This window comes from Methylomonas sp. MS20 (assembly GCF_050275925.1).
GTDB lineage: Bacteria > Pseudomonadota > Gammaproteobacteria > Methylococcales > Methylomonadaceae > Methylomonas > Methylomonas koyamae_A.
Map to the genome: position 1 here is coordinate 4,283,171 of NZ_CP189962.1, position 26,547 is coordinate 4,309,717.

The 26,547-nt window shown below is 56.8% G+C and carries 27 protein-coding genes; 15 read left to right on the plus strand and 12 right to left on the minus strand.

The features are described 5' to 3' along the window. Positions 1–41 precede the first annotated feature (41 nt). Positions 42–2,678: a leucine--tRNA ligase gene (leuS, locus tag ACQE3D_RS19240; protein WP_313730855.1), complete on the minus strand. Its 2,637-nt coding sequence runs from the start codon at positions 2,676–2,678 to the stop codon at positions 42–44. Between the two features lie 91 nt (positions 2,679–2,769). Between leuS and ACQE3D_RS19245 the strand changes: the two genes are divergently transcribed. Both ACQE3D_RS19245 and ACQE3D_RS19250 read left to right on the plus strand, forming a co-directional pair. Then, complete coding sequence (locus ACQE3D_RS19245) at positions 2,770–3,258, plus strand: zinc ribbon-containing protein (protein WP_064029317.1); 489 nt, start codon at positions 2,770–2,772, stop codon at positions 3,256–3,258. Positions 3,259–3,316: 58 nt separating this feature from the next. Further along, entirely contained in the window at positions 3,317–4,090 is a 774-nt protein-coding gene (locus tag ACQE3D_RS19250; RefSeq protein WP_064029315.1) for a ParA family protein, read from the plus strand. A 77-nt stretch (positions 4,091–4,167) separates the two neighbouring features. On the opposite strand, the gene ACQE3D_RS19255 is transcribed toward ACQE3D_RS19250, so the two are convergent. The 5 genes from ACQE3D_RS19255 to lnt all read right to left on the minus strand — a co-directional run bounded on the left by ACQE3D_RS19255 (position 4,168) and on the right by lnt (position 10,655). Further along, complete coding sequence (locus ACQE3D_RS19255; RefSeq protein ID WP_313730851.1) at positions 4,168–4,893, minus strand: hypothetical protein; 726 nt, start codon at positions 4,891–4,893, stop codon at positions 4,168–4,170. A gap of 133 nt (positions 4,894–5,026) precedes the next feature. After that, positions 5,027–6,466, minus strand: a complete 1,440-nt coding sequence (locus ACQE3D_RS19260; protein ID WP_313730850.1) for an alkaline phosphatase PhoX — start codon at positions 6,464–6,466, stop codon at positions 5,027–5,029. Between the two features lie 280 nt (positions 6,467–6,746). Then, positions 6,747–7,463 (minus strand): hypothetical protein, encoded by a 717-nt coding sequence (locus ACQE3D_RS19265; RefSeq protein WP_313730849.1) that lies wholly within the window; start codon positions 7,461–7,463, stop codon positions 6,747–6,749. A gap of 62 nt (positions 7,464–7,525) precedes the next feature. Further along, the gene (locus ACQE3D_RS19270) at positions 7,526–9,043 is read right to left on the minus strand and encodes an alkaline phosphatase (protein WP_064029309.1); all 1,518 of its coding nucleotides are present in this window, start codon (positions 9,041–9,043) and stop codon (positions 7,526–7,528) included. Positions 9,044–9,161: 118 nt separating this feature from the next. Further along, positions 9,162–10,655 carry an apolipoprotein N-acyltransferase gene (lnt, locus tag ACQE3D_RS19275; RefSeq protein ID WP_313730847.1) on the minus strand — a complete coding sequence of 498 codons (1,494 nt, stop codon included), beginning with the start codon at positions 10,653–10,655 and terminating at the stop codon, positions 9,162–9,164. Between the two features lie 128 nt (positions 10,656–10,783). On the opposite strand from lnt, the gene ACQE3D_RS19280 reads away from it, so the two are divergent. Further along, entirely contained in the window at positions 10,784–12,286 is a 1,503-nt protein-coding gene (locus tag ACQE3D_RS19280) for a hypothetical protein (protein WP_313730845.1), read from the plus strand. Here the strand turns inward: ACQE3D_RS19280 and ACQE3D_RS19285 are convergent. The 4 genes from ACQE3D_RS19285 to ACQE3D_RS19300 all read right to left on the minus strand — a co-directional run bounded on the left by ACQE3D_RS19285 (position 12,264) and on the right by ACQE3D_RS19300 (position 16,012). After that, entirely contained in the window at positions 12,264–13,175 is a 912-nt protein-coding gene (locus tag ACQE3D_RS19285; protein WP_064029304.1) for a 5'-nucleotidase, read from the minus strand. The genes ACQE3D_RS19280 and ACQE3D_RS19285 overlap by 23 nt on opposite strands. 5 nt (positions 13,176–13,180) lie before the next feature. After that, the gene (locus ACQE3D_RS19290) at positions 13,181–14,917 is read right to left on the minus strand and encodes an SPOR domain-containing protein (RefSeq protein ID WP_313730844.1); all 1,737 of its coding nucleotides are present in this window, start codon (positions 14,915–14,917) and stop codon (positions 13,181–13,183) included. 61 nt (positions 14,918–14,978) lie between these two features. Then, a complete protein-coding gene (locus ACQE3D_RS19295; RefSeq protein ID WP_313730843.1) occupies positions 14,979–15,710 on the minus strand; it encodes a class I SAM-dependent methyltransferase in 732 nt (243 codons plus the stop codon). Then, positions 15,707–16,012 carry a DUF1244 domain-containing protein gene (locus ACQE3D_RS19300; RefSeq protein ID WP_064029563.1) on the minus strand — a complete coding sequence of 102 codons (306 nt, stop codon included), beginning with the start codon at positions 16,010–16,012 and terminating at the stop codon, positions 15,707–15,709. The genes ACQE3D_RS19295 and ACQE3D_RS19300 overlap by 4 nt, the downstream gene beginning before the upstream one ends. A 240-nt stretch (positions 16,013–16,252) precedes the next feature. Between ACQE3D_RS19300 and ACQE3D_RS19305 the strand changes: the two genes are divergently transcribed. From ACQE3D_RS19305 to ACQE3D_RS19325, 5 genes are read left to right on the plus strand one after another with little or no spacing between them, the layout of a single operon-like run. Continuing rightward, a complete protein-coding gene (locus tag ACQE3D_RS19305; protein WP_281021201.1) occupies positions 16,253–16,444 on the plus strand; it encodes a hypothetical protein in 192 nt (63 codons plus the stop codon). A gap of 28 nt (positions 16,445–16,472) precedes the next feature. Beyond that, positions 16,473–17,015 (plus strand): septation protein A, encoded by a 543-nt coding sequence (locus tag ACQE3D_RS19310; protein ID WP_064029296.1) that lies wholly within the window; start codon positions 16,473–16,475, stop codon positions 17,013–17,015. Then, the gene (locus ACQE3D_RS19315; protein ID WP_313730842.1) at positions 17,015–17,317 is read left to right on the plus strand and encodes a YciI family protein; all 303 of its coding nucleotides are present in this window, start codon (positions 17,015–17,017) and stop codon (positions 17,315–17,317) included. Before ACQE3D_RS19310 ends, ACQE3D_RS19315 begins: the two co-directional genes overlap by 1 nt. Next, entirely contained in the window at positions 17,314–17,589 is a 276-nt protein-coding gene (locus ACQE3D_RS19320; protein WP_064029290.1) for a BolA family protein, read from the plus strand. Before ACQE3D_RS19315 ends, ACQE3D_RS19320 begins: the two co-directional genes overlap by 4 nt. A gap of 1 nt (position 17,590) precedes the next feature. Next, positions 17,591–18,538 (plus strand): peptidylprolyl isomerase, encoded by a 948-nt coding sequence (locus tag ACQE3D_RS19325; RefSeq protein WP_313730841.1) that lies wholly within the window; start codon positions 17,591–17,593, stop codon positions 18,536–18,538. Positions 18,539–18,611: 73 nt separating this feature from the next. Here ACQE3D_RS19325 and ACQE3D_RS19330 read toward each other — a convergent pair whose 3' ends face one another. Then, positions 18,612–18,797 carry a (2Fe-2S)-binding protein gene (locus ACQE3D_RS19330; protein WP_064029286.1) on the minus strand — a complete coding sequence of 62 codons (186 nt, stop codon included), beginning with the start codon at positions 18,795–18,797 and terminating at the stop codon, positions 18,612–18,614. Between the two features lie 240 nt (positions 18,798–19,037). Between ACQE3D_RS19330 and ACQE3D_RS19335 the strand changes: the two genes are divergently transcribed. The 5 genes from ACQE3D_RS19335 to ACQE3D_RS19355 are packed head-to-tail and all read left to right on the plus strand — an operon-like array spanning position 19,038 to position 24,998. Further along, the gene (locus tag ACQE3D_RS19335) at positions 19,038–19,514 is read left to right on the plus strand and encodes a formate dehydrogenase subunit gamma (protein WP_071160425.1); all 477 of its coding nucleotides are present in this window, start codon (positions 19,038–19,040) and stop codon (positions 19,512–19,514) included. Next, positions 19,514–21,052 (plus strand): formate dehydrogenase beta subunit, encoded by a 1,539-nt coding sequence (locus ACQE3D_RS19340; RefSeq protein WP_313730840.1) that lies wholly within the window; start codon positions 19,514–19,516, stop codon positions 21,050–21,052. The genes ACQE3D_RS19335 and ACQE3D_RS19340 overlap by 1 nt, the downstream gene beginning before the upstream one ends. A 21-nt stretch (positions 21,053–21,073) precedes the next feature. Beyond that, entirely contained in the window at positions 21,074–23,923 is a 2,850-nt protein-coding gene (gene fdhF, locus ACQE3D_RS19345; protein ID WP_313730838.1) for a formate dehydrogenase subunit alpha, read from the plus strand. A gap of 13 nt (positions 23,924–23,936) precedes the next feature. Beyond that, complete coding sequence (fdhD, locus tag ACQE3D_RS19350) at positions 23,937–24,776, plus strand: formate dehydrogenase accessory sulfurtransferase FdhD (protein WP_071160430.1); 840 nt, start codon at positions 23,937–23,939, stop codon at positions 24,774–24,776. A gap of 3 nt (positions 24,777–24,779) precedes the next feature. Next, entirely contained in the window at positions 24,780–24,998 is a 219-nt protein-coding gene (locus ACQE3D_RS19355; RefSeq protein ID WP_064029275.1) for a formate dehydrogenase subunit delta, read from the plus strand. 146 nt (positions 24,999–25,144) lie between these two features. Here the strand turns inward: ACQE3D_RS19355 and ACQE3D_RS19360 are convergent, their stop codons facing one another. Further along, positions 25,145–25,684 (minus strand): hypothetical protein, encoded by a 540-nt coding sequence (locus tag ACQE3D_RS19360; RefSeq protein ID WP_313730835.1) that lies wholly within the window; start codon positions 25,682–25,684, stop codon positions 25,145–25,147. Positions 25,685–25,710: 26 nt separating this feature from the next. Here ACQE3D_RS19360 and ACQE3D_RS19365 point away from each other — a divergent pair, with 26 nt between their 5' ends. Together ACQE3D_RS19365 and ACQE3D_RS19370 are read left to right on the plus strand one after the other, a co-directional pair. After that, positions 25,711–25,998 carry a hypothetical protein gene (locus tag ACQE3D_RS19365; RefSeq protein ID WP_313730834.1) on the plus strand — a complete coding sequence of 96 codons (288 nt, stop codon included), beginning with the start codon at positions 25,711–25,713 and terminating at the stop codon, positions 25,996–25,998. Between the two features lie 165 nt (positions 25,999–26,163). Then, positions 26,164–26,499: a DUF1508 domain-containing protein gene (locus tag ACQE3D_RS19370; RefSeq protein WP_064029561.1), complete on the plus strand. Its 336-nt coding sequence runs from the start codon at positions 26,164–26,166 to the stop codon at positions 26,497–26,499. The last annotated feature ends 48 nt before the right edge of the window (positions 26,500–26,547 follow it).

The following is a 26,547-nucleotide window of genomic DNA, read 5'->3' on the forward strand; positions in this document are numbered from 1 at the left end:
GAATCCCGGCCCGCAAACCGGACCACCGCCGAGAGCTGAACTTAAACAACGATATTCACCAATTTACCGGGCACGACGATCAGCTTTTTGATCGGCTTACCCTCTAGAAAGCGCTGCACGTTTGCGTCGGCCAAAGCCAGCGCCTCGACTTGGTCTTTAGTCGCCGCAGCCGCTACCGACAATTTGCCGCGCAGCTTGCCGTTGACCTGCACCACCATTTCGATGCTGTCCTGCACCAATGCCGATTCGTCGACGTCCGGCCATGAAGCGACGACGATGTCGCTATCGCGACCCAATTCGTTCCAAAGCTGTTGTGCCGCGTGAGGAATGATCGGCGCCAGCATCAACACGATCGCTTCCAATACTTCCTGACGCACCGCCCGACCGTTAACGCTGTCATCCTCGAATTTGTTCAGCGCATTGAGTAGCTCCATGTTCGCGGCAATCGCGGTGTTGAAGGTGTGGCGGCGCGCCATGTCGTCGCCGACTTTTTGTAAAGCCTGATGCAACTGACGGCGCAGGGCTTTTTGATCGTCGTTTAGCGCGGCTTTGTCTAGGGCGATCGAAGGCAAGCCGGCTTCGACGTGCAGATACACTTGTCGCCACAAACGCTTCAGGAAGCGAAACGCGCCTTCGACGCCGGCGTCGTTCCATTCCAAGGATTGGTCCGGCGGCGATGTAAACATCGTATACAAGCGTACCGTGTCGGCGCCGTATTTGTCGATCAACACCTGCGGATCGACGCCGTTGTTCTTGGACTTGGACATCTTCTCGATCGCGCCGACCGTGACCGGCGAACCGTCTTCCAGCAATTTGGCGCCGACGATTTTGCCTTTGGCGTCGCGCTCGACTTCGATTTGGGTCAGGTTGAAATACTTTTTATGACCGTGTTCGTCGTGTTGATAAAAGGTCTCGGCGACGACCATGCCTTGAGTCAGCAGGTTTTTGAACGGCTCGTCGCAGACGATCAAACCTTCATCGCGCAGCAATTTGGTGTAGAAGCGCGCATACAGCAAATGCAAGATTGCGTGCTCGATGCCGCCGATATAATGGTCGACCGGCAACCAGTAGTTGGCGCGTTGATCCAGCATCGCGGTATCGCAGTCTTGACTGGCGTAGCGGGCGAAGTACCAGGACGACTCCATGAAGGTATCGAAGGTATCGGTCTCGCGCCGCGCCGGTTTGCCGCATTTCGGGCAATCGGCATGCGGAAAGGTCGGATGCGCGGCCAGCGGCGATTGCGAGCCGTCCAGCACCACATCGCGCGGCAAGGTCACCGGCAATTGCTCGTCGGGCACGGGCACGGTGCCGCAGTCGTCGCAGTAAATCACCGGAATCGGCGCGCCCCAGTAGCGTTGGCGCGAGACGCCCCAGTCGCGCAGGCGAAAGTTGGTTTTTCGCTCGCCTTTGCCGAGGCCGGCCAATTTGGCGGCGATGGCATCGAAGGCTTGCTTGAAATCCAGACCGTCGAATTCGCCGGAGTTAAGCAGCACACCTTTATCGGTGAAAGCTTTTTCGGCAACACTATCGTCCGCGCGGTCCGCGGAAGCGATGACTTCCTTGATGGCAATGCCGTAGCGCTTGGCGAATTCGTAGTCGCGCTGGTCATGAGCCGGCACCGACATCACCGCGCCGGTGCCGTAGCTCATCAACACGAAGTTGGCGATCCATATCGGCACCGATTCGCCAGTCAAAGGATGAATGGCTTGGTAACCGGAAGCGATACCGCGCTTTTCCATCGTCTCCATCGCCGCTTCCGAGGTTTCCATCTGCTTGCAGGATTCGATGAAGGCGGCGATGTCGGCATTGGTTTCGGCGGCTTTCAACGCGAGCGGGTGTTCCGCAGCGACCGCGACATAAGTCACGCCCATCACCGTGTCGGGCCGAGTGGTATAGATACGGATCGGCGACTCGAAACCCTCATCGGCGCTTGTTCCCGACAGCGCTCTACCTTCCGCATCCCTGCAGTCGACCGCAAAATCCATCTCCACGCCTTCGGAACGGCCTATCCAGTTGGCCTGCATCGTCCGTACCTGTTCGGGCCAGCCCGGCAATTTTTGCAAGTCGTCGAGCAGCTCCTGGGCGTAAGCGGTGATTTTCAAAAACCACTGCGAGATTTCCTTCTTCTCGACCGGCGTGTCGCAGCGCCAGCAGCAACCGTCGATGACCTGTTCGTTGGCCAGTACGGTTTGATCGTGCGGGCACCAGTTAACTGGCGCGGTTTTCTTATAAACCAGATCTTTTTCCAGCAAACGGATGAAGAACCACTGCTCCCAACGGTAATAGTCCGGATCGCAAGTCGCCAGCTCGCGACTCCAGTCGTAACCGAAGCCCAAACGTTTGAGCTGATCGCGCATGTAGTCGATATTGGAATAGGTCCAATCGGCCGGATGCACCTTGTTCTGCATCGCGGCGTTTTCCGCCGGCAAGCCGAAGGCGTCCCAGCCCATCGGTTGCAACACATGTTTGCCTTGCATGCGCTGAAAGCGGCTGATGACATCGCCTATCGTATAGTTGCGAACGTGGCCCATGTGCAGTTTGCCGCTGGGATAGGGAAACATCGACAGACAGTAATACTTTTCCTTGCCGGTGTTCTCGACAGCCGTGAAAACCCCGGATTTTTCCCACTCGGCTTGGACTTTTTGTTCGATGGCCGTGGGGTTGTAATGCTCTTCCATCCTGTTCGTCTTATGCTATAAAAAGGCGCTAGAATACCTTAGAGGCGGGTAAATCCAAAGCCTCAAATCACTATAACAACCGGGAGCAACCATGGGCGAAAGCAAACTGACCAAAGCGTACGACGATCTGATGGGCCATCTCTACGAAGCCATGGACGATACCCTGCATACGGTCGCCGACGCATTGGAAATCGCCAAGGAAAAAACCAGCGAACTGGGCGGCCATACCCAAGAGGAAATCAATAAAATCGCCGATTACGTGATGCGCGACGTCGAACACGTCGCCGCCTCGCCGCAACGGGAAGACCGAAACGACTCATGGTCGGAGTGGCTAAAGTTCGACCTCGAGCTGATCGAAAACTTCGCGCTCGACGCCTTTATGAGCATCGCCGACAAAACCCGCGTCAAACTGGCGGCGCTGGAAATGGAAGCCAAGCAGTACCACCCCTATCAAAGCGGCGACGTCACCGGCCCCGGCACCTTCGTCTGCGATGCCTGCGGCAAGCAAATCGCCTTCAAATCGACCAGCGTGCTGCCCGATTGTCCCGAATGCAAGGGCACCCGGTTCTCACGCTGTTGATATTACAAGCGTTAACCTTATAATGCGGGCTTTTATTTGCTAACTGTCGAGGGTAATCATGCGCAGGGTGATTTTCAATCAGAAGGGCGGCGTGGGCAAATCCACGATCACCTGCAATCTCGCGGCCATCAGTGCCGTGGAAGGCAAAAAAACCCTGGTCATCGACCTAGACATTCAGGGCAACTCCACACAGTACCTGCTGGGCGCCAAAGTCGGCGACCCGGATAAGACCATCGCTCATTTCTTTAAGGACAATCTGGGACTGGGCCTATTCGGCGGCGGCAAGGAAGGCCTGGAAAGCGCGATACATGAAACCCCGTTTCCGAACCTGTATGTCATCCCCTCTCACCCGGATCTGGAAGCGCTACAAGGCCGCTTGGAATCGCGTTACAAAATCTTCAAATTAAAGGAAGCGCTGGAAAAGCTGGAAGGCTTCGAACATATTTATATCGACACGCCGCCGGTGTTGAATTTTTACAGTCAATCCGCGCTGATCGCGGCCGAAAAATGCCTGATTCCGTTCGATTGCGACACCTTCGCCCGTGAAGCGCTGTACACCTTGATGAGAGCCATTGCCGAGGTCAAGGCCGACCACAACGACAAATTGGAAATCGAAGGCATCGTGGTCAACCAATACCAAAAACAAGCCAACCTGCCCCGCCAGCTCGTCGAGGAATTGATCGCCGAAGGCCTGCCGGTGTTGGAAACCAAGATCTCGACCTCGGTCAAAGTCCGCGAATCGCACTCGGATGCCCAACCATTAATCCATTACGCGCCCAGCCATAAATTGACCGAAGAGTATCGGGCGCTGCATAGTGAAATTCATAAATAAGCCGGCGCTCAACAAAAAAAGCCTCGTTTAACCGAGGCTTTTTTTGCTCGCTAACAACGGGTTTACGAGACTGGCGATCAAGCCTTGCGACGCGCGCCGCCGAGCAGACCAATCAGAGCCGAACCGAACAGCCAAACCGCGCCCGGCACCGGTACCGCCGCAATTTCACTGCCCGATACAGTAACCATATCAAAGCGCCAGGTACCGGCGGCCCCGTAGGTTTTGGTCGCATCGGATGCCAGATAGCCAGTGCCGCCCGGCGCGAATGCCGCGACGATACGCACACCAAAAAGAGGATTATCGGCAACGCCAGCGATTGCGCTGAAATCCACGCTACGGCCGTTAAACCAAGTGTCGCCGGCATTGCCGTCGAATTGGGCAACATCGTTCCAGATAGAACCGTCCAGTGTGTATTGCACTTGTTCGTAACGAGAGCTGGTGTTGCTATGCCGCAGATCGTAGCTGACCGTAATATTCTCGAAGCCCAGCGTGCTCACCAAGTATTGCGTGCCGCGGGTTTTGTTGCCAACCGATTGCGTTGCGTAGCCGGTGGTTTGCCAGCCGCTATCGTCACCGCTCGACGGGTCCGACGAGCCGCCGCTGGCATCGCCACTGCTAAAGCTGCCGGTGACGCCCAACAATGTCGCGCCGCCAATACCGACTGCGGGCGTGGTAACACCGGTGCCGGTGGCAGCGTCGGCCGGATCGGAATTGAAATTCCACTGGGTTATCACCGCGGCTTCGGCGCTGGGGCCAACCGATAATGCGCCGAGCACGGCCATCATTTTGAATCCAAATTTCATATCGTTTCTCTGCTTGAAATGCCGGCCAATTCCCGGCTATCCACCTGAAGGCACGGATCACCGGGTAGCGACCGGAGTGTTAACGGGCGGTGGAGATTAAGACTGAGTGGGCGTCCCTGCCCGCTCACGAGAATCAGCCCCGGCGGCGCAAGCCGATCAGGCCTACGATGGCCGAACCGAACAACCAAACCGCGCCAGGAACCGGCACCGCGTTGATTTGCATCGTACGGTCCACGCCGCTGGCTGGATGTTGAATGTTGACGTACGCAACATTCGGGTTGAACTTATCGAAATACAAACCGGTAAACTCGGAACCCGTAGTACCGTTCGACGCCCAACGCGCCAAGCCTTCGCCGGCATCCAGCAAATCGCCGTCCTTGTTGATGTCCTTAGCGAACCAGATATCGTCATCCACCGCGCCATCGCGATCTTCGATGATATAGATATTTCCCTCGGCGTCGATCGCCAGATTGTCGGCATTCCGCAAGCCACCGCCGACTGCTAAACCGGTCGCCAAATCGATAGTGTTGGAATCGGCAAACAAGCTCAACGACTGTGTCGCCACGTTGAAATTGTAAATGCGGCTACGGCCGTCGGTGGTATTCGCGTTGGTATCGGAATCGGTGGTCGTGAAGTAGATCAACTGATTTCCGCCCAAGTTTTGAAATTCCAAGTCCTCTGGACGATTGAAGCCGGTCGCCAATACATCGTTATCGTCGGCGGAAGCACGGCCGTCGATGGTGCCGTCGCTGGCCAATACCGACACGCCGGCCAGAACGCCGCCGTTGACATCGGTGATCGCTTCCCAAGAGAATGCTCCGGTAATCGCCGGACCGTTATTGCCTTCGAATTGTCCGCCGACGCCGACCTTCATGACGAAGGTTTGACCAGCCGAGAAGAAATCGTCGCCATTATCGGCAAGCGGATTGGCTGAAACATATTTGTAGATCGATCCGCCGTTCAACTCGTCGACGAAATACAGGTTGTTACCACTATCGAACGCCAAACCTTCGTGAGACACGCGCGGCAGAATGCTACGTTGCACGAAGTTGCCGCCGATTGCTGTCGCGGTGGTCGGATTAGTTACTTCGAATAAGCGGCCTTTGCTGCTGCCGTTTCCCCAAGACTCCTCGGCGGTCAAATAGCCACCCCATGGCGCCCAACGAGAAGCGTCGCCGGAGACAAAGTCCTGCGTTCCGGACGCCACGATGGTTGTGGTGCGCGTGTTGTAGTTCGAATCGTGCAAATCGATACGTTGCACCCCGCCCGCGCCGGTTTCGAACGGCATGAATAAATATCGGCCGGCGTTCGGGCCGGTTTCGTTGGCGGTAATCATGTCCCAGTTGCCGCTATTGCTCTGGCCTTGCGCCAGTTGCGTCGAGCGGTCGGCAATCGAAACCTGGGTAAAGTTCGGGCTAGACAACGTAATCGGTGACGCCTCGTTGGCTGCAGGGCCAGCGGAAGCGGTCAACGGCGTAAAATTATCGAACGCCGTTTCCGCGGCGTTAGCCGCGACCGGAGATACCAGTGACGCCACGGCAGCGGCTATCAGGGTCAGTCTAAACTCTTTCATAATCAATTTCCTTAAGTGCGGTTTGTTGGTTTTTTCAAAAAGCAAGAGGCGGCCTCTCGCCCTTGCGGAAAAGATGCTAACCAGCACACAAGAAATTCAAGTTTCAGTTCGGTTAAGATTTGATGAAACGTATTACACGACCCTTGCCAAAACCCTAATCCGGTCTAACGAACCAAATACTCCCATTGCACCTCGAAAGTAGCGGTTTAACCAAGCTCGCGGTGTGCCGAATCTACGACAGACCGCCAACCGCCCTCCCCTGATTACCGAACTCATCCAGTTAATGCTCGTGATGATGGCCGCCTTTCAGCGTCGGTAAGATCGATTTGACAAAAGGATCGCCCTCCTTATCGCCGAGATCGGCATAGTCTGTGTGTCCGTAGTCCTCGTCGCGCGGTTCCGGCCAGGGCGCTTGTCCAGTCGGGTATAGTGCCGCCAAACGGGTGACTAACAGATGACCGCGCTCCTGGCGTCGAATCAGAGCCGGCAGTTGTTCCCGGTTCAACCACAAAAGTTCTTCGATTTCGCCCTGACCCGACCGGTATCGCAAGGCAACCCGTCCCAGCACGGATTCCTCGCCGTCCGCCTGTAAGCCATCGAGCTCGGCGGGACTAAGCAAGGTGGCGACCGCCCGCCAATCGGGCACCGCCGCCAGGGCTTTCAAATCACCCGGCTGATAGTCGATGGTTTGGCGTTGACCGTGGAATACTTTTTGATAAGCGATGTCGCCGCCGGCCAGCCGTCGCCAAACTTCGCCGCTGTCGTCGCTCAGATTGTGGGTTTCCACCCGATCAGCGTGGCGGACAAAACGCCAACGATACACTCGCGTCGTCTCGTCACCGTGCGTGTCGGTTTCGAGTACTTCGGTTTCGAATTCGGCCGCCAGCGGCGGCATCGCCTCCACCGCCTGAATTTGCAAAGGGCTCGGCAACTGGGATTGACATGCGGTCAAGCTCATCAGCAAAACCAAGCAAACGGAAAATACGGTTTTCAACATCGGTACTCCAAACATAAAAAAGGGGCGCCGGTTGGCGCCCCTACAACGCAGTCAACCAACGCTTACTGGCCGACAGGCAATTTCAGCGCCCGCGCCATCACGTGGTAGATGTAGCTCTGTTCTTGCACACCATGGAACAGATGAGCTTTCGGGCCGTAAGCGTAAATCGCAACGTCCTCGCCGGCATGGGTTTCGCTAGCCATCGGTATCGCGGCTTCCTGCAAGAAGTCCGGATGCGATGTATCGACGTCTGTCAAATCCGGGCGGGGGTTGGGACCACGGTAGCCGGGGCCGTTGGCGTAACCCAGCGTCGTATAAGGTAAACCGTTGCTGTCCTTGGCGAAGACCGTCGCGCCCGGTTCCTTGACCAATCCGGTAATTGGATTGCCGCGTCCCGGATAGCCGGCGATGGTAAAGGTGTGGCTATGGTCAGCGGTGACGACGATGAGCGTATCCTTGGCGTCGGTTTTTTCGACGGCCTTGCGCACCGCATTGGATAACTCGACGGTATCCGCCAGCGCCCGGTAAGCGTTACCGGCGTGGTGAGCGTGGTCAATGCGGCCGGCCTCCACCATCAGCACGTAACCTTTACGGTTTTTCGACAGAATATCGATGGCTTTTTCGGTCATTTCGGTTAGCGAAGGTTCGCCACCGGTGTCGTTGGCTCGATCGGTTTCGTACTCCATGTGCGAACGTTCAAACAGCCCCAACAGATGATCGGTGCTTTTCGCGTCCACCGCATCGAAACCGGTTTTATCGTAAACATAAGCGGATTTGGCGTAGTGGCTCAGCCATTGCTGAGTCAGATCCAAGCCGTCCTTGCGACCGCCCTTGCTGGCGGTGTCTTCCGGGTCGGTCTGGGTATTGGGTAGGAACATGCTACGACCGCCGCCCATCGCGACTTCCAGGCCGTCACCGTAGCTGAAATTGACCAATTGCTTGGCAATATCGCTAACGGTGGCGTCGGCCGGCATTTGCGCGTCGGACTCCCAATCCCGCTCGGACGTGTGCGCATAGCAAGCAGCCGGAGTAGCGTGGGTAATCCGAGCCGTCGAGACGATACCGGTGGACAGGCCGCGCTCCTCGGCCTGCTCCAACAGGGTTTTGACTTTGTATTGGTTAACGACTTCCGCGCTTCTCTCCTTACGCGCGACTTCCATGCTGACCGACAACTCACCGTCGTTGGTCTTGACGCCGGTGATCATCGCGGTCATTGTCGGCGCCGAGTCGGAAGTTTGCTGATTGACACTGTAGGTTTTCGACAAAGCCATGTAGGGCGCTTTTTCGAAACTCAGCAGATTTTCCTCGCCACCGCGATTGTCGGCCTTACCTTGGCCTTCGAAAATGCGGGCCGCGGTCACGGTCGAGATGCCCATGCCGTCGCCGACAAACAGAATTACGTTCTTGGCGTGACGATCGATCGGTTGCAGGTCTTCGGCGACGCGAATGCTGTGCTGGCCGTTTTGCCGCCAATAGTCGGCATTTTCGACCGTGGTTTCGGCGACCGCCGCGACGGATAGAGTCAACAACGCGGCTGCCAGACCGGCCGACAGCAACGATAAAGGGTGGGGGTTGCGCATGGAATGTCCTCGGGGGCGAATAGCGGCGCCTCGCCTAGCGCCTTGGTTTTTGGAAGCGGCGAATCGGTTAACGTCCGCCAGCCTAAAGCCGGAATGAGAAAGTACCGTGACAAACTGGTTACGGTTTTATGACAAGCCACCCTATCTTTAGCGCCCCCACCCCAGCCACTAACACCGCCAACACCCATACGTCCCCGAAGCGCGCGTAGGGCGTGACGCCGCGCATCGGCACGATGTCGGCGGTCACTGTGGTAGCGGTAAAGCTCGGCGCGACGGAGAGTATGCGGCCGTCGGGGCCGACGAAGCCGGTCACGCCGGTGTTGGTGGCTCGGACCAAATAGCGGCCGGTTTCCAGGGCTCGCATCCGCGCCATTTGCATGTGCTGATACGGTTGAGCGGAGTCGCCGAACCAAGCGTCGTTGGTCAGATTGACGATGTAGGCGGCATCGGCGATTTGGCGAGCTACCAATTCCCCAAAGGCGTCTTCGTAGCAAATGGTGGTCACAAATCGATAGCCGCCGGCCGACAGCAAGGGCTGGCGGTCGGCGCCGGCGGCAAAGTCGCCGAGCGGTATCGCCATTAGGTCCAAGATCCAGCCGGACAGGGGTTGTAGCGGCAAATACTCGCCGAACGGCAGTAAATGATGTTTATGATAGAGCTGCTGGTTCTCGCCCAAGGCCAGCACGCTATTGTAATAGTGTTTTCCCTGTCCACCGCTGGGCAGTCCCAACACCAGTTCGGTGCCGTGGCGCAGCGCATCGGCGCGCAAGGGCTCGATAAATTCCGCTTGTACTTCGTTTAAAAAGGCCGGCACCGCTGTTTCCGGCCAAATCACGACGTCCGAATCCCAATGCGCTTCGGTTAAATCCCGGTAGAGGCTCAAAGTGCCGGCACGTTGATCGATGTCCCATTTTCGATCCTGGCCGACATTGCCTTGCACCAAAGTCACCTTAAACGGCGCGCCGGCCGGCTCGGTCCAGGCCACGCCGCGCAAAACCGCTCCACCCGACCACATCAGCAATACCACCGGCAAACCTCGCCGCCAAGGGATCGTCCCGGCAACGATCTCCACCCAGGCGAACGCCGACAGCGCGAGCAAAAAACCCACGCCGTAGACGCCGACGATCGGCGCGTAGCCGGCCAACGGCGTATCCGACTGCGCATAGCCTATCAACAACCAAGGAAAGCCGTTTAGCAAGCAGTCGCCGCGTAAATATTCGACCACGACCCACACCGCCGCGAATAGCGTCGCTCGGCTCCATGCCTTGGCACCGGCGTTGAACTTGACCGCCAGGTAGCCCGCCAAGGCCGGAAAAACCGCCCACGCCCCGATTAACAAGCCGGTCAACGCCGTAGCGGCGGCGGGTTCGGCGTCACCGAAATCGTGGATACTGATGTAAACCCACCACAGACCGCTACCAAACAGACCTAGACCGAATCCGTAACCCAGTACGGCGGCACGCTTCGCGGATCGGTCCAGCCAAGTCCAGTACAGTAAAGCCAGCGCCGGCAAGGCCAGCCAGGGCAGATCGTAGGGAGAAAACGCCAAGGTCAGCGCCGCGCCGGCCGTCGGCGCGATCAAGTAGGCGGTCCATCGGGGAAGTTGGGACATGGAATGGGTTTCGACGCAAATGGAGGCCATTGTATGCGGCGAACCTCGCCTCGCAAAATTGCCGCGCCGCGAACCGTCAAGCTAAGCTAAACTTGGAAATATTTCGTCATAGCTCCGTCGGCCGATTCATGCCCACCCAAACTTCGCTGCCGTTTCCGCTCGAATCCGAATCGGCAACCGCCTGGTTGCAATCGCTCAGTTCGCTGCCGCCCGCTAACGCGGCGAATCGCCTCAACCAAGCCTGGAAGACCTTGAGTACTTCGCCGCTAAGCGGCGACAACCCGCTGGCAACCATGATCGGTATGGTCCCGCCCACACTGCATCTGGCGCAAGGCTTGGCGGTTTTTGCCCGCGCCGAATGGCCGGCGAACGCCAAATCCTGCAAGGCCGCCAAACTGGCGATACAACTGTTGCGCCACGCCAGCCTGGCTTTTGCCCGGCTCGCCTCCGGTTTGAGCAACGATGCGGAACACGGCCGGGTGGCGATGTTTTATGCGCTGCAATTGGCCGGGTTTTGCCTGCGAACCGGCGCCCGCTTTTACGAAGCACCGTCGGCAAGTTTGTGGAAAAAATCCGCGCAATTGTATGTGCTCGCCGAAAAACAACGCTGGCTGAATCAAGCAATTTCCGTCAAAGTCGCTGATTTTAAAAACGCCGGCACACTGGACGCCGTATTCAAACGCAATCTGCTATTCACACTTTGCGCTCCCAACCGTTACTCCGAAACCGAAATTGATCAGCTGTTCCAATTTGCCGGACAGACTCAGCATTTACTGCAATTCAACCGCCACGATGTCGGCGATTTCGACTTTTATTGGGAATTGACCGACAGCGAACCCAAACCGCGCAGGCATCCGAAATGGGCGTTGCCCAAGGACTCGCTGGCGATCTCCACCCAGCGCTTGGGGCGAGCCTTGCAACAAGGCGAAATCAGCGTCGACATGGCGGTCGCCACCCGCAATCGCTTGGCTCAGCATTTATTGGGCTACGACCAGATCTTTTCGTCGCTCACCATCGGCCCCGCTCAGCCCGCCCGGCTATTGACCGGTTTCGCCGCGGTGAGCGGCTATCTGCAGGGCGAAGACCGGCTCTCCAAAATCATGCGCTTAAGCGAGCAAAATCATGGCAGCCGTGCCACATTGCACAATATGACGCTGATGCCGCTGGAACACGAGAAAAGCTTTTTCAACCAATCGCCGAAGTCGAACGGCGCCGGCCATCTGGACAGCTTCGAAGTTCGCCTGCTGCGTTCGACCAGCAAGCAATTCCTGGTGGCGGAAAGCACGACCGGCAGCTTCGGCAACGGCGATATCGCCTTACTGTATCGCGAGCAACTCGCCGCCAAATTGGTGATCATCCGCCAACAAACGCTTTTCGAGGATGCCAGCTTGTTACTGCTTGAGCCGATACCCGGAAAAATCGAACCTTACGCGATCGACAACCCACTGGGCAGACAGCAATGCGCTTTATTGATCGACGCCGAAGGCGCGTCTGCGGAAATCATCCTGCCGCCCGGCAAATACGGCACCCAAACAGACATCGCGCTGGCTCATTTCAAATCCGTGACACTGCTAGCCTGCGTGGAGCACAATCCGTGGTTTAACCGTTTCAAGATTCGGGTCGGTTCGTAATCCCGTTGGGGACGTGAGCGGCGGCCACCTGATGCAGCACCGCCGAGTCGCAATGGCCTTTTTGGTCGTCGAAGAAAATATCGGCGCCGAAGGCTTTCAAAAACGCCCCCTTGGGCATTCCGCCGAGGAACAAGGCCTCGTCTATCCGAATTTCCCAGGCGCGCAAGGTCCGCACCACCCGTTCGTGGGCGGGCGCGGCCCGCGCGGTCACCAGCGCGGTGCGGATCGGCGCGGTTTCCGGACCGAAATGGGTCTGTATCCGGTGCAGGGCGCTTAAAAACGCTTTGAGCGGCCCGCCCGGTAGCGGCGTATGGGCTTCGTTACGTTCGTTGGCCGCGAATGCCGCCAAGCCGTGTTGCTGGTAGATGCGCTCCGAATCGTCGGAAAACAAGACCGCGTCGCCGTCGAACGCGATCCGCAATTGCGAGGTCGGATTGCTGGCCGCCCCGGATACGATGGTCGCCGCCGGACAACCGGCATCCAGCGCCTTGCGCACGTCGTCGCCATTCGCGGATAAAAACAAATGAGCGCCGAACGCCGGAATATAGGCGTATGGGGAGACGCCGCTGGTGAAGGCGGCCCGGGTGATGTTGAGTTGATGATGGGCGATGCTGTTAAATATCCGCAACCCGGTATCGGCGCTGTTTTGCGACAGCAAGATAATTTCCACCAGCGGTTCGTCCGGGAAAGCCAGGTTCAGATCGAGAAACTTTTTAACCAACGCGAATCCGAAACCCGGCTCGAGAATTTCGTTCTCGTGTTCGATCTGATAGCGGCAAAAAGCTTCCTTGCCTTGGGTTTCGAAAATCCGATGCGACTCGTCGAGATCGAACAAGGCGCGAGACGATACCGCGACAACCAGTTTTTGGTTGGGTTTTTCAGCCGGCATGCCGCTCAATCCTTGACCTTGAACACGCTAACCGCGTCCAGATTCAAGGTTTTCTTGACCTTGGCGGCATAGGCGGCCGCCTCGTATTGGCTGGGGAAGCCGTCAACGCTCAGCCGGTACCAGGTTTCGCCCTTGGCCTCGCTTTTCGCGACCTTGGCCGGAACGCCCTTGCCGGCGAATTCCTCGGCTTTACGCTTGGCATACCAATCCTGCTTGAATGCGGTCAAATTGACCGCCCAATTTTCCGGAACAGGTTCCGGCTTTTTCTTCTCGGGCTTGACCGTCGGCGTCGCGGCGGCGAGCGGGCGAGCTTTTTCCAACGCGCCGACTTTAGACTGCAAGGCTTCGATCGCGGCGCCGATTTGCATGTCGCGATTGCCCAGTTCGGCCAGCTGCTTGCCGACATCGCCACCGACCGCCTGCCCTCCACCACCGCCCTGGGCTTTTTTCAGTTCCGCGATCTGGGCTGCCAACACGCCATTTCCGACCGATAATTCGTCCAACTGCTTGCGCAGCATTTCCTGGTCGGCGGCATTGGCGGCCGGGGCATTAACGACTTGCTCCTGCAATTTGCCGATGATCGTCACCAACTCGCCGACTTGCGACTTGGCGATCATGCCCTGTATGCCCAAACCGGTACCCAGTAGTAGCGCCAATGCCGCCACGCCGTTGGCGACGTAGGCCGCGACCGGTTTTTTGTGCGCGACCGAGTCCAAGCCGCGCTTGGTTTTCTTCTGCTCGGTCTGCAAACCGTCGACAGTTTCCAGGCACGTCGCCAATTGGGCTTTTTCAGCCTTTTCCAGAATATCCGCCTTGATCTGGCGCTGGTGGCGTTTTAATTCATCGATTTGGTGGGTCAGCGCCGCGATTTCGGCACTGTGATCCACCATTTGGATTACCGGCGCCGGGGCAACCACCGGGACCGGCTCAGGCGAGGGAGGCACGGGTATCGAATCGGCCGGCGGTGCTTGGGCGGCGGTCTGCGACTCGAATTCGTCGTCATCGCCCGACGGTTCGGCGAGCGGGGCGTCCTCGGCACTCGCCGAGCCCAACGCGAACCCTGCCGCCAGATCGGCGACATCGTCGTCACCAAACTCGTCGATAACAATAGGCGCAGATTCCGGTTCGGCTTCGATGGGTTTGACATACTCGTCGTCCGCCGAAATGTCGAAATCGGCCGTCAAAAATTCGGCGTTGCCAGCCGGTGCTCCAGTGTCCGAAAACTCGTCGATCTCTCGCATGGCGTCCAATTCGTCCCGTTCGTCACTTGCCACTAATTCAGGCGTTTCGCCGACTTCGAATTCGTCGTCGATGGCCGCGATAGCCCGGTCGGCGACATCCGGTTCCGGAAACGGCTCGACATCCAGTTCCAATTCTTCCAACTTGGCCTCAACCCCGACATCGACCAAATCGGCGAATTCGTCGTCCAGCATTTGTTCGTGCTTGGGATTGATGTCGATGGCCGCGTCGAACTCGTCGCCCAACTTTGCGGCGGCGAGATCCAGATCCGGCTGAGCTTGCTCGGCCGCCAGCAAGGCGTCGATGTCGGCAAATTCGTCGCGTTCCGCCGCAGCCGAGTCGGCCACCACTTCGTGATCGACCAACAAGCGATCGATCGCTTCGTCGTCGTCGATCAAACCGACCTGCTCGGAAGCGGATTCGCCGATATTGAGCATCGCGTCCAAATCGTCGGCAAACGCATCCAGGGTTTTCTTGGGCTTTTTAGTCGTCGGCTCGGCCATTTCGGTTTTTCTCCGTATTCAGAGGTTCAACGCCCGCGCCGCCGCGGCCGGTCACGCCGATTCATTTGACGGCGGTGACCAGCGCATTGACGTCCAGGCGATGCGTCAACGTCAGTTCGCGAAACCCGATTTCGGCCATCTGCCTGAGCGCCAAGCCTTCGCGCATGATGTGATCCTCGGATTCGTCGCTGAACAGGTGAATGATCCAGTGTTCCAGCAAATCCAGGCGGCTGATGCCGGTCAAGGTCTCGAAATATCCGGCCACCTCGCGCTGGGTATTGCGGGTATGCGCCGGAATGTCGTCCAAGGCGTAACGGTCGCCGCAAACGAATCGGCCATCGTGTTTCAGAACCCGGTAAATTTCCGCCAATACATCGCGACGGTAATCGCATTGAAAATTATGCAAGGTATATGCCGATGCCACGACATCGACGCTGGCCGTCGCCAACCCGCGCAATGCGGTCAAGGCGTCGTCGCCACAAAACGCCAAGCGGCCCAGGTCGGCCCAGTGACTCAAGCTTTCGCGGGCTTGCGCTTGCATCGTCGGTTCGTTGTCCACGCTAAATACCGTCAAATTGTCGGCGGCCGTCAAGATCGATAACGTGGTAATGCCGGTACCGCCGCCCAATTCGACAACTTGCGCCAGCGTATCCCGCGTGCGACAGTATGTGCCGACTTCGGCACCGACCAACCGGCTCATTTCGGCCGCGAACGGGCAAATCAGCTTCAGCATTTGATATTCTCGGCCAATTACGCCGGAAAACATCGCGTCGAAAGGCGTATCGGCCGTCATGGCGCCACCTTTAATTTCAACTTGGCATCGTAGGCCGCCAACTGCTCCGGCGTGGCCTCGATCTGAAATTTCTCCTTCCATTCCCGATAGGGCATGCCGTACACGATTTCCCTTGCCTGTTCGTAATCCACATTCGCGCCGCGTTCGGCGGCGGCGGCTGCATACCATTTCGCGAGACAATTACGGCAAAAATCGGCCAGCAACATCAGTTCGATATTCTGAACTTCGGTATGGGTTTGCAGATGCTCGAGCAATTGCCGGAACGCGGCGGCTTCCAGCTCTATGTGAATGTCGTTTGCCATGAATTCCTCCCGTAAAAGCCGCATTTTACCAGCAATACCAGCCGCCTCATGTACAATTGGGGCTAAAGAATCTACAATGCGCTTCCGTCGATTTGGCCCCTGCATCGCTCCGTGAACACGATACACAGTTCATCTCTGGCATTTTATCCGACCGGCTACCAGAAGCCGTCGCCGGGCAATGCGGAGCAAAATCGGTCGCGGGCAACGTTGGAAAGCAATACGGGCAAGCCGCTCGCATTCGTGACAAAACCATCCGAGCCGGCAACGATCGACTCGGTTTTGACTAAGAATCCGCTCGGTAAGATCGATGAACAAGACGTGATCGCGGATCCTAAAGCCCGAAAAGCCTTGAATGCCTATAGTCAGACCATTAACCAATCGAATCGCCAACGCGTCGCCGAACTGGTAACCGGAATCGATTTATACGCCTAACCGTTTCTTTTTCACTACCGACCTACGTATGAAGCCCGTTTTAGAGTTCTTTCCTATCGTCTTATTTTTTGTGGCTTACAAGCTTTACGATATTTATGTGGCCACGGCGGTAGTGATAGTTGCGACAATCGTACAAGTCGCGGCCTATTGGCTACTCTATCGCAAGGTGGAAACGATGCACTGGATCACATTAGGATTGATTCTGGTGATGGGTGGCGCCACCCTGTACTTGCAAGACGAACAATTCATCAAATGGAAATTGACGATTATCGAGTGGCTATTCGGCGGTGCGTTTTTGGTCAGCCAATTTATCGGCAACAAAACCTTTATCGAACGCATGATGGGCGCCAACCTTGAGTTACCGACGCGTATCTGGAAACGGTTGAATCTAAGCTGGTCCTTGTTTTTTATCGGCGTCGGCTTTTTGAATCTTTACGTGATGGCGCATTACAGCACCGACGACTGGGTCAGCTTCAAAACCTTCGGCGTACCCGGCCTAATGGTGGTTTTCATCGTCGTGCAAATGGCCTTTTTGTATAAGCACGTACCTGCGCCGGAGACCAAAAAATAATGCTTTACGCGATTATCGCCGAAGACCGTCCGGGCAGTTTGCCTAAGCGCTTGGCCGCCAGACCGGCCCATTTGGAGAGACTGCAAAACTTGCAGGACGAAGGGCGCTTGGTCTTGGCCGGCCCTCACCCGGCCATCGACAGCGACAATCCGGGAGACGCCGGCTTCAGCGGTAGCCTGATTGTCGCGGAATTCGCCGATCTCGACAGCGCCCGGACCTGGGCCGATGCCGATCCGTATTTTTCCGCTGGCGTATACGCCAGCGTTACCGTCAAACCTTTTAAACAAGTATTTCCCCAATGACCACCGACAACATTCGCCAAAAACTCGAAGCCACCTTTCAGCCCGACTTAATCGAAATCATCGATCAAAGCGCCGCCCACGCCGGGCATGCCGGCAATCAGGGCGGAGGGCATTTCTACGTTACGCTAGTGAGCACCGCGTTCGACGGCAAATCGTTGGTCCAGCGGCATCAGTTGGTTTATCAAGCGCTGGGCGACATGATGAAAGACGAAATTCACGCCCTCGGCATCAATGCCTTAACCCCTACCGAAAACAGCAAAGGAAATTCTTGATATGAAATTAAAACTCATCCCGCTGATCCTGGCCGGTACCGCTCTGCTCTACGGCTGCACCCAAGAGAAGGCTCAGGAAGCAGCGCCGGCCGCGCCGACCGTCAGTAAAGAAGACGCCGTCGCGTCGGTCAACGGCACCTACATCGGCAAAAAAACCTTGGAGACCCTGGAAAAAGAAATCTCCGAGCGTAGCCAAGGCCAGTCCTTCCCAAAAGAGCAACTATTGGAAGAGTTGATTCAACGCGAATTGCTGATTCAATTGGCCGTGCAAAAGCAACTCGATAAAAGTCCCGAAGTGATGGAGCGCCTAGCCACGATCCGTAACTCCTTGCTTTCGCAAGCAGCGTTACAGGACTATTTGAAATCCAATCCGGTCTCGGACGAAGAAATCAAGGCAGAATACGACTCCAAAATGGCCAATGCCGGCAACGAGTACAAAGCCAGCCACATTTTGGTAAAAACCGAAGACGAGGCGAAAAAATTGATCGCCGAATTGGATAAAGGCGGCAACTTTGCGGAGCTGGCCAAGAAAAACTCTATCGACCCAATGGGTTCCGAAGGCGGTGATTTAGGCTGGTTTACCGCCGACCGCATGGTGCCGCCATTCTCCGAAGCCGTAGTCGCGCTGGAAAACGGCAAATACACTAAACAACCGGTTCAGACTCAATTCGGTTGGCACGTGATATTCCGCGAAGACTCCAGAGCAGTTACTCCGCCGCCGTTCGACGCCGTCAAGGAACAGTTGCGGCCGATGCTGCAGCGCCAAAAAGCCCAGGCCATGATTGAAAACCTGCGGAAAAGTGCGAAGGTCGAAATCATGTTGCCGCCGGAACCGGCAAAACAACCGGAAGCACCTCAAGCAGCTGAGCCCACCGACCCAGCACCGGCGCCAACGGCCGACAAACCGGCGGAAGGCCAACCTTCTGAAACGGCCCCCGCAGCAAAATAGTCCGCTATTGCACAGGGCTAACCAGCCCTGTGCCTTCAACCCTCCGGCGTTAGCCGACCCGTTCCTCTATAGCCTAAGCGGCTTGCGCCGGTTGATTGCGCAAATTTTCGTCGATCAAGGCTTTTATACTGGCGGTGCATTTACCGCAAACCCCACCCGCTCCGGTGCATTGCATAATCTGCTTACGACTGCATACACCTTCGTTCAAAGCTTGCTCTACCTGCCTATCCGTGACCGCTTTACAAACACAAATGTACATGGAATCCTCTCGGCAAATACAATCTGCATGTAATGATAACAATTATCATTTGGAAGTAAAGCGCTAAAATTCGATTTTGAATCGATCAGAACTAAAAATTCCGGACCGGGTCGAACAGACGATTGCCACCCCAAGTTGAGGAAATTCGCGGCTTTGAGGCATGACAACCAATTGCAAACTTCGCTTCGTTCATGTTTAAATAGCGTGCTAATTATTTTGTCATTAACTACAGGGCCAGTGATGCAAGACTATCAAACCCAACAACCCACAGTGTTGAAGATACTGGACGCTCATCGAGAGATGCCGGGGAATCTGTTGCCGATACTGCATGGTATTCAAGACACCTTGGGTTACATTCCGCCCGACGCAGTGCCGGATATCGCCAAGGCACTCAACCTTTCCAAGGCGGAAGTTCACGGGGTCGTTAGTTTTTACCATTACTTCCGGGTTACCCCGCCGGGCAAGCATACGATACGCATCTGCCGCGCCGAGTCCTGCCAGTCCATGAACAGTAAAACTCTGGAAACCCACGCAAAACAAACGCTGAACATCGATTTTCACGAGACATCCGCTGACGGAATGTTTTCGCTAGAACCGGTTTACTGCCTGGGAAATTGCGCGTGCTCCCCCGCTATCACCATAGATAACGAAGTGTTCGGCCGAGTGTCGCCGGAAAAATTCGATCAGTTGCTAGCCACTTTTAAAGGTACCGAATAATGACCCGCCTGTTTATCTCCCGCGACTCCACAGCGCTGTCATTGGGCGCTGAACTTGTCGCTCAGACCCTGCAACGGCATACCGCCGGCCAAAACATTGAAATCATCCGCAACGGTTCACGTGGCTTGTTCTGGTTGGAACCGCTAATCGAGGTCGAAACCGACGCCGGCCGTGTAGCCTATGGCCCAGTACAACCGGAAGATGTCGCCTCCCTGCTAGCATCCGGCCTCTTGGAAGGCAATCAACACCCCTTATATCTGGGCGATATAGAAGCCCTTCCCTATTTTAAAAACCAGAACCGCCTGACCTTCGCCCGCGTCGGTATCACCGATCCCGTCAGCTTGGACGATTATCTGGCCCACGACGGTTACCGCGGCTTGAAAAACGCGCTGGCGCTGCAACCTGCCGACATCGTTAAACAAGTTACCGAATCCGGCCTGCGCGGCCGGGGCGGCGCCGCATTCCCGACCGGCATTAAGTGGAATACCGTGTTAAACGCCCCTGCCGAACAAAAATACATCGTCTGCAACGCCGACGAAGGCGACTCCGGCACCTTTTCCGACCGAATGATCATGGAAGGCGACCCCTTCGTGTTGATCGAGGGTATGACGATTGCCGGCTTGGCCGTCGGCGCCACACAAGGCTACATCTATCTGCGCATCGAATACCCCCACGCCAAAATTGCCCTGAACCAAGCTATCGCTGCCGCCTATGAAAACGGCTACCTCGGCGAAAACATTCAAGGCAGCGGCAAGACCTTCCATCTGGAAGTCCGTAGCGGCGCCGGCGCTTATGTATGCGGCGAAGAGACATCGCTGCTGGAAAGTCTGGAAGGCAAACGCGGCCTGGTCCGCTTCAAGCCGCCGCTACCGGCCATCGTCGGCCTATTCGGCAAACCCACTATCGTCAACAACGTGATTTCGCTGGCCTCGATTCCGGTCATTTTGGATAAAGGCGGCGAATATTACAAAAATTACGGCATGGGCCGTTCGCGCGGTACCTTGCCGATTCAATTGGCCGGTAACATCAAGCACGGAGGCCTGTTCGAAGCCGCATTCGGCGTCACATTGCGAGAATTGCTGTACGACTACGGCGGCGGCTCCGCCAGCGGCCGGCCGATCCGGGCCGTGCAAGTCGGTGGTCCGTTGGGTGCCTATATGCCGGAAAGCCAGTTCGATACTCCACTCGATTACGAAGCCTTCGCCGCGATCGGCGCGGTTTTGGGCCACGGCGGCATCGTGGTACACGACGACACCACCAGTCTGGCCGACATGGCCCGCTATGCGATGGAATTCTGTGTCGAAGAATCCTGTGGCAAATGTACGCCATGCAGGATCGGCTCTACTCGCGGCGTCGAAGTCATCGACCGTATCCTCGATAACGTCGACAAAGCCAAGAACACCGAACTGCTGCGCGATTTGTGCGACACGATGACGTGCGGTTCCTTGTGCGCCATGGGCGGCATGACACCCTACCCGGTGTTGAGCGCGCTGAATCATTTCCCTGAAGACTTTGGCCTCCAAGCCACCAAAGCCTAACCGATCCCCCGGAGGTAGCTTATGTCACTCAACAACGAAATCGATTACGGAACGCCGGCCAGCGCGTCCCAACAAACCGTCAACCTGGAAATCGACGGCCATAAGGTGACCGTCAACGCCGGTACCTCGGTCATGCGCGCCGCCGCCGAAGCCGGCATCAGCATACCCAAGCTGTGCGCCACCGACCACCTCGACCCGTTCGGCTCCTGCCGGATGTGCTTGGTACAAATCGAAGGCGCGCGCGGCTACCCGGCCTCCTGTACGACACCGGTCGGCGAAGGCATGAAAGTCGTTACCCAAAACGAAAAGCTCGCCAAACTGCGCAAGGGCATCGCCGAACTCTATATTTCCGACCACCCATTGGATTGCTTGACTTGCTCCGCCAACGGCAATTGCGAATTGCAGGACACGGTTGGCGAAGTCGGCTTGCGCGAGGTCCGTTACGGTTTCGAAGGTGAAAACCACCTGAAAGCGGAAAAAGACAACAGCAACCCCTATTTCTCTTTCGACCCCTCCAAATGCATCGTCTGCTCGCGTTGCGTCCGCGCCTGCGAAGAAGTGCAAGGTACTTTCGCATTGACGATAGATGGCCGCGGTTTCGAGTCTCACGTTTCGCCGGGCCAAGACCAAGCGTTCATGGAATCCGAGTGCGTGTCTTGCGGCGCCTGCGTACAAGCCTGCCCGACCGCGACCTTGATGGAAAAGGCGGTGATCGACCACGGCCAGCCAGAGCACAGCGCCATTACCACGTGCGCTTACTGCGGTGTCGGCTGCTCGTTCAAAGCCGAAATGAAAGGCGAGCAACTGGTAAGGATGGTTCCCGACAAAAACGGCCAGGCCAACCATGGTCATTCCTGCGTCAAGGGCCGCTTTGCTTTTGGCTACGCCACCCATAAAGACCGCATCACGACACCGATGGTACGCGACAAAATCAGCGATCCTTGGCGCGTCGTCAGTTGGGAAGAAGCCATTCAATTCGCGGCCGATCGCTTCAAGCAATTGCAAGCCAAATACGGCAAGGATTCGATCGGCGGTATCACCTCGTCGCGTTGCACCAACGAAGAAACCTATCTGGTGCAAAAACTGATCCGTGCCGGCTTCGGCAACAACAACGTCGATACTTGCGCCAGGGTCTGCCATTCACCGACCGGTTACGGCCTGAAAACCACCTTCGGCGAATCGTCCGGCACCCAGACTTTCGACTCGGTCATGCAATCCGACGTCATCCTGGTTATCGGCGCTAACCCGACCGACGGCCACCCGGTGTTCGGTTCGCTGATGAAACGCCGACTGCGTCAAGGCGCCAAACTGATCGTCGTCGACCCGCGCGGCATCGATCTGGTGCGCAATAGTCCGCACGTCAAAGCCGACTACCATCTGAAACTGCGCCCAGGCACTAACGTCGCCGTCGTCACAGCGCTAGCCCACGTCATCGTTACCGAAGGTCTGGTCAACGAACAATTCGCGCTGGAACGCTGCGACGTCGAGTCGTTCAACAAATGGAAAACCTTTGTGGCACTGCCGCAAAATTCGCCGGAAGCCGTCGCAGAACTGACCGGCGTCCCCGCCGAAGCGATGCGCGGCGCCGCTCGCCTGTATGCCACCGGCGGTAACGGCGCGATCTATTACGGTTTGGGCGTCACCGAACACAGCCAAGGTTCGACAACCGTGATCGGCATCGCCAACCTGGCGATGGCCACCGGCAACATCGGCCGCGAAGGTGTCGGCGTCAACCCGTTACGCGGTCAAAACAACGTGCAAGGTTCATGCGACATGGGTTCGTTCCCGCACGAATTTGTCGGTTACCGTCACGTCTCCGATAGCGCTACTCGCACCCAATTCGAAGCGGCTTGGGGTGTGACATTGGCCTCCGAGCCAGGCCTACGCATTCCCAACATGTTCGCCGCCGCGATCGAAGGCAGCTTCAAGGGCCTATACGTACAAGGCGAGGACATCGCGCAATCCGATCCCGATATCAACCACGTCCATCATGCCTTGCGGGAAATGGAATGCATCGTGGTGCAAGACATCTTCTTAAACGAAACCGCCAAGTTCGCCCACGTATTCCTGCCCGGTTCTTCGTTCCTGGAGAAAAACGGCACCTTCACCAACGCCGAGCGGCGCATCTCGCCGGTACGCCGGGTGATGACACCGCTGGGCGGCAAGGAAGATTGGCAAGTTACCCAAGACTTGGCCAATGCGCTGGGCTTTCCGATGAATTACAGTCACCCGTCGGAAATCATGGCTGAAATCGCCAGCCTGACCCCACAATTCGCCGGCGTCAGCTACGAGAAAATCGACGAGATGGGCAGCATCCAGTGGCCGTGCAACGACGAATCCCCGGACGGCACGCCAATCATGCATGCCGACCATTTCGTGCGCGGCAAGGGCCGTTTCCTGTTGACGGAATACATTCCGACCGCGGAACGCACCAGCAGCAAATACCCGCTAATCCTGACCACCGGCCGTATTCTGTCGCAATACAACGTCGGCGCGCAGACTCGCCGCACCGACAACATCGCTTGGCACGCCGAAGACAAATTGGAAATCCATCCTCACGACGCCGAAGTCCTGGGCGTGGCCGACGGCGACTGGGTCGGCGTCAAGAGCCGCACCGGCGAAACCGTGTTGAGGGCGCTGATTACCGACCGAATGCAACCGGGCGTGGTCTATACCACCTTCCACTTCCCGCATTCCGGTGCCAACGTCATCACCACCGACAACTCGGACTGGGCGACCAACTGCCCCGAATACAAAGTGACGGCGGTACACGTCGCGAAGGTCGCTCAACCGTCCGATTGGCAACGTGAATACCGCGCCTTCTCCGACGACCAGCAATCGCTGCTGGACAACCGCATCGGCGCCGGCTAAAAACCGAGGCAACATGGACCCGGTCCCAGAGGAACTGGGCTGGACCAGCTATCGAACCGGCACGTTCGATAGCTGGCGCGGCCCCATCCATAGCCGAAAGCAAGACTACGTGGCCGAGGAAGTACCGGTAGTGCTGGTCTACAACACGATCCCTCACGTTGTCATGCTCACCACGCCGCTAAATCTGGAAGACTTCGGTCTCGGCTTCAGCCTGACGGAAGACATCATCCGCCACCCAGCCGAACTGCTTTCGGTCAAAGTAGTGCAGCGCGCCAAAGGCGTCGAAGTCCGTATGCAGATCCCTGAGGCACGCTTCGACAATCTGCACGGCAAGGGCAAGAACATGACCGGCCGCACCGGTTGCGGCCTGTGCGGCGCAACCACGCTGGAACAAGCCATCCGCCCGGCCCGCCGGGTCGGCGATGGTTCAATATTGGACGCCGCGCTGCTCAGCCGGGCTTTCGAAGCGATGCAGCAGCAGCAAGCGCTGAATTTGCTGACCGGCGCGGTACATGCCGCCGCCTGGCTGGAGCCGGAACGCGGCATCGCGATGGTGAGGGAAGATGTTGGCCGCCACAACGCCCTGGACAAACTGATCGGCGCGCTTGCCAGAACCGGTTGCGACTTCTCTGCCGGCTGGCTATTGGTAACCAGTCGCGCCAGCTACGAAATGGTCCAAAAGGCCGCCAGCGTTGGCATCTCGCTACTGGCGGCCATCTCGGCACCGACCGCGCTGGCGATACGGCTGGCGGACGAATGCGGCCTGACCTTGGTCGGCTTCACCCGCAACGAAAACCACACGATTTATACCCACCCCTTTCGTTTACAACATTATCAAGAATCTGCCGCATAACTCATGGATAACAGCAATCTCGTCAAAATGGCCAATAACATCGGCGCGTTTTTCCAATCCGAGCCGGAACACGATGTCGCGGTCAGCGGCGTCGAAACCCACATCCGCAATTTCTGGGAACCCAGAATGCGTAAGCAAATCGTCGAATATTTGCAGCACGGCGGCAACGAACTGCTGGACATCGTCGCCGAAGCGGTCAAGCGCATCTCGCAAAAACCCTGATAGGCTTATAACATCCAAACAGGCCCGGTCCGCGGCAAACGGATCGGGCTTTTTTTGGCGATGTGCAGCTGCGGCATCCCCCGTGGACGGGATGCGCATTCAGGCAAGACTCGCCGCAAATTGCGCCTTTAAAAACCCGCTACTCTTTATTCCTCAATGCTGCTTGCTTGAGCGCACTGTGTCCAGGCTGGCGCGCTCCCGCCAATGACCTCATCTTCGTTCGCATCGGGCGCGATCGGCGCAATCTGAATCTTTCGCTGAAGCTTGCCATCCGCCAGACGCCGCATTTCAAAGCCGATGGGCGAAACCCCGTGCGGAAACTGGTACTGATAGACCACACTCCTGCTATCGCCCGTAAAGCACCAACCGTAGATCATGCCGAAATCCCCTGTGAATCTTCTCAGACGGCTCTCCGGCCCCAAGACGGCAAGAAGGATGGGCTGCGGATAGGAAGTTCCCTGATTCCGATACATGGCTAACCAACCGGCGTATCGCTTGTTGGCGGACACTGCAGGCTTACTAAAGCCATCTTGATCTTCTATCCTCGGCGCTGGAAAGTTACTTCCGTCGGACCGGGTAAGTGTCAATCTCGCTCCATTTTCTTCAAGATGAGTCTCAAGGAATTCAGCGCCTTCGGCCGATGTAGCGGTTATAACCGTAAAGAGTAGCAAGACTTGGAGCTTCATAAGCACAAAATAGTCCGAACCGGGTATTGAAAGCGAAGCTTAGCGTAGCTTCGGGTAATCCGCATTTCTTGAAAATCCACCAAGTGCCGTTAACCCTGAAACGCGAGCCGTATTCGCGCCGGTTCGATCTAAGCCAACCTCTTCCGGAGAAGACAAATTCCATCATTTTCAAAACCCACGCCAAGCGTAGCTTTTTGTCCGGCAACCAAGCTGTTAAGTTTCCGCTAAAGCATGCCCTATTTCGTAATCGAACCGCCGCCGTTGTTGTGTCGCAAACCCGACAATTGCGCCAGCACACCCAGATTGCCTATTGATTTTAAATGCTTTTTTATTGGCACAATGCTTGCGTTTGGATAGACAGCGTCCGCCGCCGTACCCAGGTTTTCTGTCCGTCTCGCAATTTTGAGCTTTTCGGAGCTTGGAAAACCGGTATTCGACCGGCGACGACCCCATCCAACCGACTAACTCCGGAGCAGATCATGCCAGCGACCTTTGAACTGAAAACCAACGAAGACAATCAATATGTATTCAACTTCCTGAGCAGCAAGGGCGAACTGATCCTGATGAGCGGCGATTACCCCAATAAGGAAGAAGCGATTCAGGGCATTAAAGAAGTCCGCACCGGTTCGTTAATGAGCCACCAAATCGCCGCCAGCCGGGTACCAGAGGGCGATACCTTCTTTGTGATCAAGGATACGGTGGGTAACATCATTGTTAAAAGCGTTTTATATAACTCGAATATGCTGTTCGACAACGCCCTGCACACGGTCAAGGACAATGCCTGCATCGCCGAAATCGTCGATTTGACCGCATAAGCCTCGTATCGGGGCGATTGTTCATTTTCTACCAGACAGCAATGAGGT